Here is a 14,003-nt window from a genome sequence, read left to right on the forward strand (position 1 = left end):
CGCCGACCGGTCCTAGCGGCCGGGTCGCGGGCAGGCCGGGTGGGAACCGGCGGTCACCAGCTGGGTGACGGCCATCCGGGGGTCATCGCTGGTCACCAGGCCCTCCCCGACGAGCACGGCGTCGGCGCCCGCGCCGGCGTAGGCCATCAGGTCGCTCGGTCCCCGCACCCCCGACTCGGCGATCTTGAGGGTCTCGCTGGGCAGCCCGGGGGCGATCCGGCCGAACACGTCCCGGTCGACCTCCAGCGTGCGGAGGTTGCGGGCGTTGATGCCGATGACCTTGGCGCCTGCCTCCAGCGCCCGGTCCGCCTCCTCCTCGGTGTGCACCTCGACCAGCGCCGTCATCCCCAGCGACTCGACCCGGTCGAGCAGCGACACCAGGGCGTTCTGCTCCAGCGCCGCCACGATCAGCAGCACCACGTCCGCGCCGTGCGCCCGCGCCTCGTGCACCTGGTAGGGCGTGACGACGAAGTCCTTGCGCAGCACCGGCACGTCCACCACGGCGCGCACCGCGTCGAGGTCGGCCAGCGAGCCGCCGAAGCGGCGCCGCTCGGTCAGCACGCTGATCATGCGCGCGCCGGCGGCCTCGTAGTCCCTGGCCAGCGCGGCCGGGTCGCCGATCTCGGCGAGCGAGCCCCTGGACGGGCTGGCGCGCTTCACCTCGGCGATGACGCCGACGCCCGGCGCCCACAGCGCCGCGACGGCGTCCCGCGCCGGCTCGGCCCTGGCGGCCCGCTCCTTGATCGTCTCGAACGGCACCAGCGCCTCGCGCTCGGCGAGGTCGGCCCGCACCCCGTCGACGATCGCGTCCAACACGCTCTCGTGTCGCGTGGCCCGCTCGTTCACGCGGCCTCCCCCTCGGCCATGGCGAGCGTGCTCGCGACGATCCCGACAGGCCCGGTGGGCCCTCCGTGCCCGGGGCTCCGCGGGCCCCCCGCACCGGAGCCCGATGTTCGCTGGTCGCGCTCGCTCACGACACTCCCCTTCCCCGCCGCCGGGTCGCCTCTGGATGCTAACCCCGGCCATCCCCCGGTCCGGGCACCGGGTAGCCGAATCCGCCCTGCGTAGCAAGGCCCTTCCCCCTCCTGGCAGCAGGACTGACCAGCTCCGGGGGACGGCCTTGCCCGATCGGCGGGCAGGCCGCTGAACGATCATGAACTCCGGGGGTGGCACCGGTGTCGGCGGGGTGTCAGCGGGCCGCCCGGACCCCCTTCGACACCCCGGGACAGCGGACCCGCCCCCAGCCCTCCAGCACACCCTCCAGTACTGACATCGCTGTCCGATGTCAGCATTCCCCAGGACGCCGTCGCCCGAGGGGTGTTCGCGGAAAGAGGACCCCGGCCGGCCGAACCTCGCGGTCAGTCGGTCCGCTCCCGCCCGGCCGTGGGGTCGTCGCCCGCGTCGAGCGCGTCCCACATCCGGCGCTGCGGGTCCACCGGCCGCGTGCTCGCCGACGGGGTCCGGTACTTCTCCCCCATCCGGGGCATGCGGTGCCCGCGCAGCACGAGCAGCACGCCCGCCGCGAGCACCAGCCCGCCGCCGGCCCCGGCCAGCGCCATGGCCCACGGCCGCTGGGCGTCGGCGTCCCGCACCTTCGCCACCTGCTGCGCGCCGAGGTGGTCGGACCAGCCCGAGCCCGGCCCCGGCTGGAGCACCGTGAGCCACAGCGCCGCGCCGGCGACCACCACGAGCAGCGCCCCGAGGACCCGACGCGCCCAGCCGCCGGTGGCCACGGCCGCGGCGATCGCGGCCAGCGCCAGCAGGGCCAGCGGCACCAGCGCGGGGTTGTGGTCGGCGCCCTCGCGCACCGTGACGCCCACGCCGCCGCCCGGCCGCTCCACCACCTCGGCCAGCCAGGCCAGACGCGAGGAACCCCAGAGCGCCCCGGCGGCGAGCACCAGCAGCAGCACGACGACCCACAGGGGGCGCCGCCCGCCGGCGCCGCCGTCAGGCGTCGCCCCCGCCGTCTTCCCGGTCCCCTCGTCCATCGGACTCCGTCTCCTCACCGCGGTGTCCCGCTCCTGGGCCACCCCGAAGCACCAGTGCCGTCCCCGCCACGACGTGCGCCGCAGCGCCCACGGCGACGAGCAGGCCGAGAAGCTGACCCCACCCGCCCGTGACCATCTCGTCGGCGAACCGCTCCTGGCTCAGGAACCGCGGTCCCGGCCGGGCGGTCAGCGAGGGCCACAGCCGGTCGCACCAGACCGCGAGCCCGAACGCCGCCGACAACGCGCCCACCAGCCGGGCCGGCCACCCGGCGAACCGCGCGGGCAGCGGCAGGCGGGGAACCGCCTGGAGCACCCCGGCTACGACCAGGGACACCCCGAGCAACGCGCAGAGCGGCGGGAGCCACCCGCGCTCCCCCGCCACCGCGAATTCTAGGACGGCCTGGAACGGGCCCGACGAGCCGAAGGACTTCGGCCGGTCGCCCAGCACGCCGACCACGCCGAAGACGGCGGCCAGTGCGGTCCACACCAGCCCGCAACCCGCGGACGCGAGCAGCACGCCGACCACCGGCCGCGCCCGCGGGGCGGAGGGGTCAGACACCCCGCTCGGCCTCCACCGCGGTCGGGCTCCCGTTCCCGTGCGGGGCGGGCGCGACCCCGGTCAGCGGCGTCAGCGGAACCGTCGTGGCGAGTCGGAACGTCTCGGCGGTCGCCACCGCGTTGAGCACGGCCCGCGCCTTGTTCAGGCATTCGTCGTCCTCGGCCGCAGGGTTGGAGTCGGCGACCACGCCGGCGCCCGCCTGCACGTGGGCGACGCCGTCGCGGACCACAGCCGTCCGGATGGCGATGGCGGTGTCCGCGTCCCCGGCGAAGTCCAGGTAGCCGACCACGCCGCCGTACAGGCCGCGCCGCGTCGGCTCCAGCTCCTCGATCAGCTCCATCGCCCTGGGCTTGGGCGCGCCGGAGAGCGTGCCGGCCGGGAAGCACGCCGCGATCGCGTCGAACGCCGTGCGCCCCTCGGCCAGCTCACCGGTCACGGTGGACACGATGTGCATGACGTGGCTGTACCGCTCGACGCGGAAGAAGTCGGCGACGCGCACCGAGCCCGGCCGGCAGACCCGGCCCAGGTCGTTGCGGGCCAGGTCGACGAGCATCAGGTGCTCGGCCCGCTCCTTCTCGTCGTGCAGCAGGTCCTTCTCCAGCAGCAGGTCCTCGTCCGGGTCGGCCGACCGCCACCGGGTGCCCGCGATCGGGTGGGTGGTGGCCTTGCCGTCGCGCACGGTGACCAGGGCCTCCGGACTGGACCCGACGATGTCGAAGCCGTCCAGCCGCAGCAGGTACATGTACGGGCTCGGGTTGGTCGTGCGCAGCACGCGGTAGACGTCGAGCGCGTCGGCCTCGGTCGGGAGGTCGAAGCGCTGGGAGACGACCACCTGGAACGCCTCGCCGGCGCGGATCGCCTCCTTGGCGCGCTCCACGGCCGCCCGGTACTCCTCCGAGGTCCGCCGACGGGTGAACCGGGGCGGCGCGGCGGTGAACGCGACCGCGCTGGGCGGCGTCGGGGTGCACAGCGCGGCGGTCATCGCGTCCAGCCGGGCGACCGCGTCGTCGTAGGCGGCGTCCACTCGCTCGTCGGTGTCGTCCCAGTTCACCGCGTTGGCGATGAGCGTGATGGTGCCCTCGTGGTGGTCCAGCGCGGCCAGGTCGGTGGCCAGCAGCATCACCGTCTCGGGCAGCCGCAGGTCGTCCTCGGCCAGCTCGGGCAGCCGTTCCAGCCGCCGCACGGCGTCGTAGCCGACGTAGCCGACCATGCCGCCGGTCAGCGGGGGCAGCCCGGGCAGCGGGTCGGTGCGCAGCGCCTCGACGGTGGCGCGCAGGGCCTGGAGCGGGTCACCGCCGCCGGGCAGCCCGACCGGGGGGTTGCCCACCCACGCGGCCTCGCCGTCGACGACGGTCAGGGCGGCGGCGCTGCGCACGCCCACGAAGGACCACCGCGACCAGGAACGCCCGTTCTCCGCGGACTCGAACAGGAAGGTCCCCGGGCGGTCGGCGGCCAGCTTGCGGTACACGCCCACCGGCGTCTCCCCGTCGGCGAGCAGCCGCCGCACGACCGGGATCACCCTGCGGCCCGCGGCCAGCGCGCGGAACTCCTCCCGGCTGGGCGAGACCGGCCCGACCCCCAGGGCGGCGCGGACGCCACTGCCATTCGCGCTGAGCATGCGCGTCATTGTGCCCACCCGGGGTCCCCCGCCCGGCTGGCACCCCGGGCGAGGCCCCGGCGCTTCCCACGCAGTGGAACGAACCAGCACCGGACGGCGTTGACCCCACCCCGTCTCCGACCTACATTTCACTATCTGTTGAAAAGGTGTGTGGACGAGCCGGCAACACCCTCCGGCCTGGCCACACGCCCCCCGATCCGACGGACCGAGCCGCCACCGCGCACCGGTCCCGCGCCGGCGAGTACGCGGGGCACGTAGTTCCTCCGATGTGGTCAGCTCGGAACACCGGAGATGATGACGAGGTGGTTGGAGGCGCTGAGCACCGTGACGCCCGCGAGGCGGACGGCGGACGGGACGACGTGGTGGGCGAGCACGACGACGAGGGGCGGGCGGGCGCGGTGAGACCTGATCCTGGTCATGCCCCGGACGCCGCTCTCACCGGCGACGCCGCCCAGGAGAGCGATGCCGGCCAGGAGGAGAGCGCCCCACAGGACCCCGGCGGGGTCCGGCCGCGGCGCCGGGGTCGGCGGCCGGCGGGCGAGGACACCCGGGCCGCGTTGCTGGCGGCCGCCAGGGCCGAGTTCATCGAGCAGGGCTACGACGGTGCGACGGTGCGGGCGATCGCCCGCAGGGCCGGCGTGGACCCGGCGATGGTCAACCACTGGTTCGGCGGCAAGGAGGGGCTGTTCACGGCGTCGGTCATCCGGCTCCCGATCCGCCCGAGCGAGATCATCCGACGGCTGCTGGACGGACCGCCGGACGCCGTCGGCGAACGGATGGTCCGCACCTTCCTCACCGTGTGGGACGCCAGCGGCGGAGGGCAGTTCACCGCGCTTGTCCGCAGCGTCACCGGCACTGAGATGGCGGCCACCGCGCTGCGGGAGGTGTTCGTGCGCAAGGTGTTCCGCCGCGTCGTCGACGAGCTGGGCATGGCGCAGGGCGACCTGCGCGCCACCCTCTGCGGCAGCCAGATCGTCGGTCTGGGCATGGCGCGGTACGTGCTGAAGCTGGAGCCGCTCGCCTCGACCGACATCGAGACCGTGGTCACCGCGATCGCGCCGAACCTCCAGCGCTACATCACCGGGGACATCGGCGTGGCCGACGGCGGATGAGCGCCGGGCCCGCGCAAAGCGCCAGGGCCGCCGGATCTGAAATGATCCGGCGGCCCTGGCGTTAGTAGCGGGGACAGGATTCGAACCTGCGACCTCTGGGTTATGAGCCCAGCGAGCTACCGAGCTGCTCCACCCCGCGTTGACATGGAGAACACTACACGAGCGAACTCAGGAATCCAAAACGGGGGTGCCGCCAGAGGCATCGCCGCTGGTCAGGACCGGTTTTCCAGAATCGGCGCCGGCCTCGGCGGCGAGCAGCACATCGGTGTCGAAACACGTCCTGGTCCCGGTGTGACAGGCCGCGCCGACCTGGTCGACGACCACCAGGAGCGTGTCGCCGTCGCAGTCCAGTCGGACCTCGTGCACGTGCTGGGTGTGCCCGGAGGTCTCGCCCTTCACCCAGTAGCTCTGCCGGGACCGCGAGTAGTAGGTGGCCCGCCGGGTGGCCAACGTGCGCCGCAGCGCCTCGTCGTCCATCCAGGCCACCATCAGCACCTCGCCGGTGCCCCGCTGCTGCGCGACCGCGCACACCAGCCCGTCGGCCGTGCGCTTGAGCCGCGCGGCGATCGCCGGGTCGAGTCCAGGACCGCTCACCGGGCCCCCATCTCCTCGTGGTCCGCCCCCGCACGCGCGGGACCGGTGTTGAGCAACACGAACACGTAGACCTGGGACGCCGCCAGCAGGCCCGAGAGCAGCCGCGCCCACCACGCGCCGCCGCCGAGCGCCAGCAGCAGGTGCAGCACGGCCGCGACACTCGCGACCACCATGCCGACGATCCGCGCGGCGCGGTGCGCGGTCAGCACCGCCGCGCCCGCCGCCACGCCGAGCACGGCCAGCGCACAGGGCAACACGAGCACGTCCGCCCCGCCCTCGGCGCTCCACCGGCCCAGACCGAGCGCCAGGAACGCCAGGCCGGCGCCGGCCAGCAGCGCGCCGGCCACCCGCAGCTCCAGCGGGACGCCGGAGAGCCGGGTCACCGAACCTCCACCCCCGCCGCGCGCAAAGCGCCCTTGACCTCGCCGATGCGGAGCTGACCGAAGTGGAACACGCTGGCGGCGAGCACCGCGTCCGCGCCGACCTCGACCGCCGGCGCGAAGTGGTCCAACGCGCCCGCGCCGCCGCTGGCGATCAGCGGGACGTCCACGACCGCCCGCACCCTGCGCAGCATCTCCAGGTCGAAGCCGGCCTTGGTGCCGTCGGCGTCCATGGAGTTGAGCAGGATCTCGCCGACCCCCAGCTCCTGGCCGCGCTCGGCCCACTCGACCGCGTCGATCCCGGTACCGCGCCGGCCGCCGTGCGTGGTGACCTCGTAGCCCGATGGTGTCGGCCGCTCGCCCTCGGGCACCCGACGGGCGTCCACCGACAGCACCACGCACTGCGCGCCGAACCGCTGCGACGCCTCCCGCAGCAGCTCCGGCCGGGCGATGGCGGCCGTGTTGAGGCTCACCTTGTCGGCGCCGGCGCGCAGCAGCCGGTCGACGTCGTCGGTGCTGCGCACGCCGCCGCCCACGGTCAGCGGGATGAACACCTGCTCGGCGGTGCGCCGCACCACGTCGAAGGTCGTCTCCCGGTCCGAGGAGGACGCGGTCACGTCGAGGAAGGTCAGCTCGTCGGCGCCCTCCGCGTCGTAGGCGCGCGCCAGCTCCACGGGATCTCCCGCGTCGACCAGGTTCGTGAAGTTGACGCCCTTGACCACCCGCCCCTGGTCGACGTCGAGGCAGGGGATGACACGTACGGCGACCGCCATACCCCCAGCCTACGGCCTGCGCTCCCGACCACTGCGCGCGTCACCGCCCCGCGGGTCCGCGTCACCGGGACGGCCGTCGGCGGGCCGAACCCCTGCCAAGATCCACAGTGGTCGGTGCGGGCCGTTGCGGGCGAAGATCACCCACCCGTGGGTTTTTCGTGCTGTCCACCCGGAAGGGCGACCCCGCGCCCCACCGAACTGTCAGACCTCCGTGAGACGTTCAGTAAGGGGGGTCCCCCTTACTCAGGGCTGGAGTCGCGCGCGAGGCGCGGTCTGCCATCGCCGCGCGATCTTCGTCCACTGGCATGGCGGAGGGTGCTGATAGCCGACCAGAATCTGCCGGCCCCGGCCGTCTCCTGATCTCCTGCCGGGACAGACACGACAAGCCCGCCGTGCGCGGAGGTCGCGCACGGCGGGCTGACGACTGTCGGGACCGGACGCCGGAGCGTCCACAGTGGAGGCTCAGGCGGAGCGGACCGCGGCCAACGCCTCGGGAAGCGTGAACGCGCCCGCGTACAGGGCCTTGCCCACGATCGCGCCCTCCACGCCCGGCGCCAGCTCGGCCAGCGCCCGCAGGTCGTCCACACTGGACACACCGCCGGAGGCGATCACCGGGGCGTCCGTGCGGGCGCACACCTCGCGCAGGAGCTCGACGTTCGGGCCGCGCAGCGTGCCGTCCTTACTCACGTCGGTGACGACATAGCGGGAGCACCCGTCGCGGTCCAGCCGCGCCAGCACCTCCCACAGGTCGCCGCCGTCGGAGGTCCAGCCCCGGCCGGCGAGCCGGTGCCCCTCGGCGGTGATCCGCACGTCCAGGCCGACCGCGACGCGCTCACCGTGCTCGGCGATCGCCCGCGCGCACCACGCGGGGTCCTCCAGCGCCGCGGTGCCCAGGTTGACCCGGGCGCAGCCGGTGGCCAGCGCGGCGGTCAGCGACTCGTCGTCCCGGATGCCCCCGGAGAGCTCGACCTTCACGTCCAGTCGACCCACCACGCCGGCCAGCAGCTCGCGGTTGGACCCGCGGCCGAACGCCGCGTCCAGGTCGACCAGATGGATCCACTCGGCGCCGCCCTCCTGCCAGGCGAGGGCGGCCGCCAGCGGGTCGCCGTAGGAGGTCTCGGTCCCGGCCTCGCCCTGCACCAGGCGAACGGCCTTGCCGTCGGCCACGTCGACCGCGGGGAGCAGCGTGAACGTCACGCCCCCACCCTAGGCCGTCCGGCGGAGCGGAAGCGCCCAGGGTCCCCGCGCGAGCCGGGCGCCGGGCGCCAACCCGACGCCCCCAGCCCGTGAACTCAGCCCAGGGACTTCAGCCAGTTGCCGAGGAGGTGCGCGCCGGCGTCGCCGGACTTCTCCGGGTGGAACTGGGTGGCCCACAGCGGGCCGTTCTCGACGGCGGCGACGAAGTCCTCGCCGTGGTGCGCCCAGGTCACCAGCGGCGCGGTGAACGGCGGGTTGGTCTCCAGCTCCCAGCTCCGTGCGGCGTAGGAGTGGACGAAGTAGAACCGGGTGTCCGCGTCCAGGCCGGCGAACAGCTCCGACTCGGCGGGGGCGCGGACGGTGTTCCACCCCATGTGCGGCAGCACGTCGGCGTGCAGGCGCTCCACCGCGCCGGGCCACTCGCCGCAGCCGTCGGCCTCGATGCCGTGCTCCACGCCCCGCTCGAACAGGATCTGCATCCCGACGCAGATGCCGAGCACCGGGCGACCGCCGGCCAGCCGCTCGCCGATGATCCGCTCGCCGCGCACCGCCCGCAGGCCGGACATGCAGGCGGCGAACGCGCCCACGCCGGGCACGACCAGGCCGTCGGCGGCGAGGGCCGCGCGATGGTCGGCGGTCACCTCGACGTCCGCGCCGACGCGGCGCAGCGCTCGCTCGGCGGAGCGGAGGTTGCCTGATCCATAGTCCAGTACGACGACGCGGGGCACCTGACCAGGCTAGCGCGCGTCCTCACGGACCGAGGACCACCTCGCCGGGCGACCGGGGAGCGGGGGTGGAGGCGGGGGCTGGTGTTCACTGGCGACAAGGGCACGCCGCCGGCAACCGGGGTCGGGGTGTGTCGGAGCGGGACTGGTTATTCCCCTTGGCGGTTGCCGACGGCGTGCGGTCTGTGGTGGTGGCGGGTTCGGGTCGGGAGGTCGGTCGGAACGGCTGCGGCGCCTCAGGCGCTCAGAGCCGTCGCGTGGTGGTCGGGGACGCCGTGGTTTCCTGGGCGTCCGGGCTCGCGGCGCTGCCGCCGGTCCTGCCGGTGATCCCGGTCGACGAGGTCGCGCGGTCGTGCTCCGCGGCCCCCGGGTCCCTCGTCCTCGCGATCACCAACACAGCTTGCAACCTCGACCTAGCTAGAGGTCAAGTCGTAGGCTGCTGACCATGGGGAAGCTGCCTGACCTGCTCACCATCGGCGACGTCGCGGCGCGCAGTGGCGTGCCGCACACCGCCCTGCGGTTCTACGAGGAGAAGGGGCTGATCCACTCCGAGCGGACGGGCGGCAACCAGCGGCGGTACCCGAGGGCGGTGTTGCGCAGGCTGGCGTTCATCCGGGCGGCGCAACGGGTCGGCCTGTCCCTGGAGGACATCCGCGCGGCGCTGGGCACGCTTCCCGACGGCCGCACGCCGACCAAGGCCGACTGGGCGCGGCTGTCCCGGCAGTGGCAGGACGAGCTGGACGCCCGGATCGACGCGCTGCAACGGCTGCGCGGCCGGCTGTCCTCCTGCATCGGGTGCGGCTGCCTGTCGTTGAAGTCCTGCCTGCTGCAGAACCCGGACGACGAACTGTCGACGCACGGCCCGGGCGCGCCGAAACTGCGGCCGGCCTCCGAAGGCGGGATCTGAGCCTTCGGATTTCCCTTGCCGGGCAACGACTTTCCGCCCCCCAGAGCGCGGAGCCGAGCTCCGGCTGCTGGCCAAATCCCTGGCGCGAACGGGAGGACCGTGCTGGGCTTCGCCCGATGAACGACAGGAACGACAGGAACGACCTGGTCCGCGTCTCCAAACGGCTGTCCCTGGTGCTGCGGCACCGGCCGGAGACGATCGGCCTGACCCTGGACCCGGCCGGCTGGGTCGCGGTCGACGACCTGCTGGCGGCGCTGGCCAGCCACGGCCGACCGCTCAGCCGGGAACGGCTCGACGAAGTGGTGGCCAACAACGACAAACGCCGGTTCGCCTACGACGGGACGGGCCGGCGCATCCGGGCCAACCAGGGCCACACCGTGCCGGTCGATCTCGGCCTCGCCGCCGTCACCCCACCGCCGACGCTGTTCCACGGCACCGTCGAACGGTTCCTGCCGGCGATCCTGCGCGAGGGCCTGCGCCCCATGCGGCGGCAGGAGGTGCACCTGTCGACCGACCGCGCCACGGCGGTCCAGGTGGGCCGGCGGCGCGGCGAGCCGGTGGTGCTGCGGGTCGACGCCGCCGCGATGGCGGCCGCCGGCCACGAGTTCCGGGTGAGCGCCAACGGCGTGTGGCTCACCCGGTCCGTGCCGGCGGCCTACCTGACCCGGACGCGCTGACGCGGACGCGCTGGGCCGTCACATCATCCACAGCACCGCGCCCGCCCCGGCGAGCACCGCGGCGACCGCCAGCAGGGCGGCGAAGAACTTCATCGACTTCCACGTCACGTACGCGCCGCCGATGAGGAAGCCGGCCAGCGCCAGCAGGCCGATCCAGATCCAGTCCTTGGTCACGGGGTCCCTTTCCGCGTCGTCGGTGCGCCGTCAGTGCGCCGTCGGTGCGCCGTGACCGGCGTCAGCTGCCGTCCAGCAGGCCCTTGGTGGACGGCACGACCCCGCCGAACCGCGGGTCCGGCTCGACGGCGGCGCGCAGCGCCCTGGCGATCGCCTTGAACTGGGCCTCGGTGATGTGGTGCGGGTCGCGGCCGTGCAGCACCCGCACGTGCAGGGCCAGCTTGGCGTGGAAGGCCAGCGACTCGAACACGTGCCGGTTGAGCACCGCCGGGTAGTTGTTGCCGATGACGAAACCGGCCACGGTGTCCGGCTCGCCCACGTGCACGCAGTAGGGCCGGCCGGACACGTCCACGGCCGCGTGCGCCAGCGTCTCGTCCATCGGGATCCAGGCGTCGCCGAACCGGCGGATGCCGGCCGCGTCGCCCAGCGCCTGCCGCAGCGCCTGCCCCAGCACGATCGCCACGTCCTCGACGGTGTGGTGGGCGTCCACCGGGATGTCGCCGGTGGCCCGGACGGTCAGGTCGAACGCCCCGTGCACGCCGAACGCCGTGAGCATGTGGTCGTAGAAGGGGACCCCGGTGCTGACGTCCACCTTGCCGACGCCGTCCAGGTCCAGCTCGACCAGGACCGCGGACTCCTTCGTGGACCGCTCCACCCGCCCCTTGCGGCTCACCGGCTGACCTCCGTACCCGTGCTGCTCTCCCGCGCGCGGAGCGGGTGCTCCGCCGCGATTTCCTTGCTGGCGGCCAGGAAGGCCTCGTTCTCCTCGGGCGTGCCGACGGTGACCCGCAGGTGCCCGGCGACGCCGACGTTCCTGATCAGCACACCCCGGTCCAGGTACGCCCGCCACACGGCGTCGGCGTCGGCGAACTGTCCGAAGAGGACGAAGTTCGCGTCGCTGGGCACGACGGAGAACCCCGTGGCGGACAACGTCTCCGCGACCCGGTCCCGCTCGTCGCTGAGCCGGTGCACCGAGGCCAGGGTCTGGTCGGCGTGCCGCAGCGCGGCCCGCGCCGCGGCCTGGGTCAGCACCGACAGGTGGTAGGGCAGGCGCACGAGCTGCAGCGCGTCGACCACCGCGGGCGCCGCCGCGAGGTAGCCCAGCCGGCCGCCGGCGAAGGCGAACGCCTTGCTCATGGTGCGGCTGACGACCAGCTTGTGCCCGAGCTCGTCGAGCAGCGTGACGGCGCTGGGCCGGCTGGAGAACTCGGCGTACGCCTCGTCCACGACCACCAGGCCGGGCGCGGCGTCGACCAGTCGCCGCACGTCCGCCACCGGCACCGACTGCCCGGTGGGGTTGTTGGGGCTGGTCACGAACACCACGTCCGGCCGGTGCTCGGCGATCACCGCGGCCGCGCGCTCGACGTCCAGCGAGAAGTCGGCCCTGCGCGGCGCCGGCACCCACTCGGTGCGCGTGCCGGCGGCGATGATCGAGTGCATCGAGTAGGACGGCTCGAAGCCCAGCGCCGTGCGACCGGGTCCGCCGAACGCCTGCAGGATCTGCTGCAGGACCTCGTTGGAGCCGTTGGCCGCCCACACGTTCGCCGCCGTCAGGGGCACGCCGGTGGCGCCGGACAGGTAGCGGGCCAGGTCCTCGCGCAGGGCCACCGCGTCCCGGTCCGGGTAGCGGTGCAGCTCCCGCGCCGCCTCCTCCACCGCGCGCGCGACGTCGGCGACCAGCTCGGGCGGCGGCGGGTAGGGGTTCTCGTTGGTGTTCAGCCGGACCGGCACGTCGAGCTGCGGCGCGCCGTAGGGGCTGCGGCCCCGCAGGTCGGCGTTCAGCGGCAGGTCGGCCAGCCGGACCCGGCCGGCGATCGGGTTGTCCGCGGTCACGCCCCGCCCTCCGTCCCCGCGCGCGAGGCGCCGAACCGGGCGGTCACGGCCTGGCCGTGCGCGGGCAGGTCCTCGGCCTCGGCCAGCGCGACGACCTTCGGCGCGACCTCGGCCAGCGCCTCGGCGGTGTACTCCACGACGTGGATGCCGCGCAGGAAGGTCTGCACCGACAGGCCGGAGGAGTGCCGCGCGCAGCCCCCCGTGGGCAGCACGTGGTTGGAGCCGGCGCAGTAGTCGCCGAGCGAGACCGGGGCGTACGGGCCGACGAAGATCGCGCCGGCGGCCCTGACCCGGCCGGCGACCGCGCGGGCGTCCCTGGTCTGGATCTCCAGGTGCTCGGCGGCGTAGGCGTCGACCACCCGCACACCGTCGTCCACAGTGGACACCAGGACGCAGCCGGACTGGCGGCCGGTCAGCGCCGTGCGCACCCGCTCCGCGTGCTTGGTGGCGGCCACCTGGCGCTCCAGCTCGGCGTCCACCGCGTCGGCCAGCGCCTCCGAGGTGGTGACCAGCACACTGGCCGCCAGGGGGTCGTGCTCGGCCTGGCTGACCAGGTCGGCGGCGACGTGCACCGGGTCGGCGGTCTCGTCGGCCAGCACGGCGATCTCGGTCGGCCCGGCCTCGGAGTCGATGCCGATCAGCCCGCGCAGCAGGCGCTTGGCGCCGGTGACGTAGATGTTGCCCGGGCCGGTGACCATGTCCACCGGGGCCAGCTCGGCGCCGTCGGTGTCGACGCCGCCGTGGGCGAGCAGCGCCACGGCCTGCGCGCCGCCGACGGCCCAGACCTCGGTCACGCCGAGCAACGCGCACGCGGCGAGGATGGTCGGGTGCGGGCGGCCGCCGTGCTCGGCCTGCGGCGGCGAGCACACCACGAGCGACTCGACGCCGGCCTCCTGGGCCGGGACGACGTTCATCACCACGCTGGACGGGTAGACGGCGAGGCCGCCGGGGGCGTAGAGGCCGACCCTGGCCACCGGCGTCCAGCGCTCGGTGACCGTGCCGCCGGGCACCACCTGGGTGGTGACGTCGACGCGCCGCTGGTCGGCGTGCACGCGGCGGGCGCGGGCGATGGTCTCCTCCAGCGCCTCGCGCACGGCGGGCGCGAGCTCGTCCAGCGCGCGGGCCAGCTCCTCGGCCGGCACCCGGACCGAGGCCGGTCGCACCCGGTCGAACCGCTCGGCGAACTCCAGCACCGCCTCGACACCGCGTTCCCGGACCGCGTCCACCACCGGCCGGACCTGATGCAGCACCGCGTCCACGTCCACCTCGGCGCGCGGCAGGGTCGCGCGCAGCTCGACGGGGGAGGGGACACGACCGCGCAGGTCGGTTCGGGTCAGCATGGGCGTCCTCAGGGGTCGGGGGCCGGCCACGGGCGGCGGCGCCGGACCCGGGCCACTGGACCGGACCGCTGGACGCTGCCCCTGGCGGCCCCTGGACGACGGGTGGCCGCGCGTCGGTCCGCGGGG

General features: G+C 74.5%; 17 protein-coding genes and 1 tRNA gene. 3 read left to right on the forward strand and 15 right to left on the reverse strand.

From position 1 onward, the window contains the following. Positions 1-12: 12 nt before the first annotated feature. The 4 genes from trpC to BUE43_RS10235 all read right to left on the reverse strand — a co-directional run bounded on the left by trpC (position 13) and on the right by BUE43_RS10235 (position 4,165). A complete protein-coding gene (trpC, locus tag BUE43_RS10220; RefSeq protein WP_073481416.1) occupies positions 13-846 on the reverse strand; it encodes an indole-3-glycerol phosphate synthase TrpC in 834 nt (277 codons plus the stop codon). Between the two features lie 512 nt (positions 847-1,358). Beyond that, the gene (locus BUE43_RS10225; protein WP_073481418.1) at positions 1,359-1,988 is read right to left on the reverse strand and encodes a Trp biosynthesis-associated membrane protein; all 630 of its coding nucleotides are present in this window, start codon (positions 1,986-1,988) and stop codon (positions 1,359-1,361) included. Further along, the gene (locus BUE43_RS10230) at positions 1,948-2,547 is read right to left on the reverse strand and encodes a hypothetical protein (protein WP_073481421.1); all 600 of its coding nucleotides are present in this window, start codon (positions 2,545-2,547) and stop codon (positions 1,948-1,950) included. The genes BUE43_RS10225 and BUE43_RS10230 overlap by 41 nt, the downstream gene beginning before the upstream one ends. Further along, the gene (locus tag BUE43_RS10235; RefSeq protein ID WP_083959617.1) at positions 2,540-4,165 is read right to left on the reverse strand and encodes an anthranilate synthase component I; all 1,626 of its coding nucleotides are present in this window, start codon (positions 4,163-4,165) and stop codon (positions 2,540-2,542) included. Before BUE43_RS10235 ends, BUE43_RS10230 begins: the two co-directional genes overlap by 8 nt. Before the next feature lie 398 nt (positions 4,166-4,563). Here BUE43_RS10235 and BUE43_RS10240 point away from each other — a divergent pair, with 398 nt between their 5' ends. Continuing rightward, positions 4,564-5,277 carry a TetR/AcrR family transcriptional regulator gene (locus BUE43_RS10240; protein ID WP_234995686.1) on the forward strand — a complete coding sequence of 238 codons (714 nt, stop codon included), beginning with the start codon at positions 4,564-4,566 and terminating at the stop codon, positions 5,275-5,277. 65 nt (positions 5,278-5,342) lie between these two features. Here BUE43_RS10240 and BUE43_RS10245 read toward each other — a convergent pair. The 7 genes from BUE43_RS10245 to BUE43_RS34140 all read right to left on the reverse strand — a co-directional run bounded on the left by BUE43_RS10245 (position 5,343) and on the right by BUE43_RS34140 (position 9,337). Then, a tRNA-Met gene (locus BUE43_RS10245) sits at positions 5,343-5,416 on the reverse strand. A 29-nt stretch (positions 5,417-5,445) separates the two neighbouring features. Beyond that, on the reverse strand, positions 5,446-5,871 hold the full coding sequence (gene hisI, locus BUE43_RS10250) for a phosphoribosyl-AMP cyclohydrolase (protein WP_083959551.1): 426 nt from the start codon (positions 5,869-5,871) through the stop codon (positions 5,446-5,448). Beyond that, complete coding sequence (locus BUE43_RS10255; protein ID WP_073481423.1) at positions 5,868-6,254, reverse strand: hypothetical protein; 387 nt, start codon at positions 6,252-6,254, stop codon at positions 5,868-5,870. The genes hisI and BUE43_RS10255 overlap by 4 nt, the downstream gene beginning before the upstream one ends. Next, complete coding sequence (gene hisF / locus BUE43_RS10260) at positions 6,251-7,024, reverse strand: imidazole glycerol phosphate synthase subunit HisF (RefSeq protein ID WP_073481426.1); 774 nt, start codon at positions 7,022-7,024, stop codon at positions 6,251-6,253. Before hisF ends, BUE43_RS10255 begins: the two co-directional genes overlap by 4 nt. 462 nt (positions 7,025-7,486) lie before the next feature. Then, positions 7,487-8,221, reverse strand: a complete 735-nt coding sequence (gene priA / locus BUE43_RS10265) for a bifunctional 1-(5-phosphoribosyl)-5-((5-phosphoribosylamino)methylideneamino)imidazole-4-carboxamide isomerase/phosphoribosylanthranilate isomerase PriA (protein WP_073481428.1) — start codon at positions 8,219-8,221, stop codon at positions 7,487-7,489. A gap of 95 nt (positions 8,222-8,316) precedes the next feature. Continuing rightward, positions 8,317-8,949, reverse strand: a complete 633-nt coding sequence (gene hisH / locus BUE43_RS10270; RefSeq protein WP_073481430.1) for an imidazole glycerol phosphate synthase subunit HisH — start codon at positions 8,947-8,949, stop codon at positions 8,317-8,319. A gap of 241 nt (positions 8,950-9,190) precedes the next feature. Then, entirely contained in the window at positions 9,191-9,337 is a 147-nt protein-coding gene (locus BUE43_RS34140) for a hypothetical protein (protein ID WP_159447722.1), read from the reverse strand. A gap of 54 nt (positions 9,338-9,391) precedes the next feature. Between BUE43_RS34140 and soxR the strand changes: the two genes are divergently transcribed. Both soxR and BUE43_RS10280 read left to right on the forward strand, forming a co-directional pair. Next, positions 9,392-9,853: a redox-sensitive transcriptional activator SoxR gene (gene soxR, locus BUE43_RS10275; protein ID WP_073481433.1), complete on the forward strand. Its 462-nt coding sequence runs from the start codon at positions 9,392-9,394 to the stop codon at positions 9,851-9,853. 116 nt (positions 9,854-9,969) lie between these two features. Next, positions 9,970-10,530, forward strand: coding sequence for an RNA 2'-phosphotransferase (locus tag BUE43_RS10280; RefSeq protein ID WP_073481436.1), 561 nt, complete (start codon positions 9,970-9,972; stop codon positions 10,528-10,530). An 18-nt stretch (positions 10,531-10,548) separates the two neighbouring features. On the opposite strand, the gene BUE43_RS34655 is transcribed toward BUE43_RS10280, so the two are convergent. The 4 genes from BUE43_RS34655 to hisD form a co-directional block, all read right to left on the reverse strand. Then, entirely contained in the window at positions 10,549-10,704 is a 156-nt protein-coding gene (locus BUE43_RS34655) for a hypothetical protein (protein WP_200797452.1), read from the reverse strand. A 61-nt stretch (positions 10,705-10,765) separates the two neighbouring features. Further along, positions 10,766-11,377: an imidazoleglycerol-phosphate dehydratase HisB gene (gene hisB, locus BUE43_RS10285; RefSeq protein WP_073481439.1), complete on the reverse strand. Its 612-nt coding sequence runs from the start codon at positions 11,375-11,377 to the stop codon at positions 10,766-10,768. After that, a complete protein-coding gene (locus tag BUE43_RS10290; RefSeq protein WP_073481442.1) occupies positions 11,374-12,537 on the reverse strand; it encodes a histidinol-phosphate transaminase in 1,164 nt (387 codons plus the stop codon). Before BUE43_RS10290 ends, hisB begins: the two co-directional genes overlap by 4 nt. After that, positions 12,534-13,877 (reverse strand): histidinol dehydrogenase, encoded by a 1,344-nt coding sequence (gene hisD / locus BUE43_RS10295; RefSeq protein ID WP_073481444.1) that lies wholly within the window; start codon positions 13,875-13,877, stop codon positions 12,534-12,536. The genes BUE43_RS10290 and hisD overlap by 4 nt, the downstream gene beginning before the upstream one ends. Positions 13,878-14,003 lie beyond the last annotated feature (126 nt).

Origin of the sequence: Streptoalloteichus hindustanus (assembly GCF_900129375.1) — a bacterium.
In the GTDB taxonomy this organism is placed as follows: Bacteria; Actinomycetota; Actinomycetes; order Mycobacteriales; family Pseudonocardiaceae; genus Streptoalloteichus; species Streptoalloteichus hindustanus.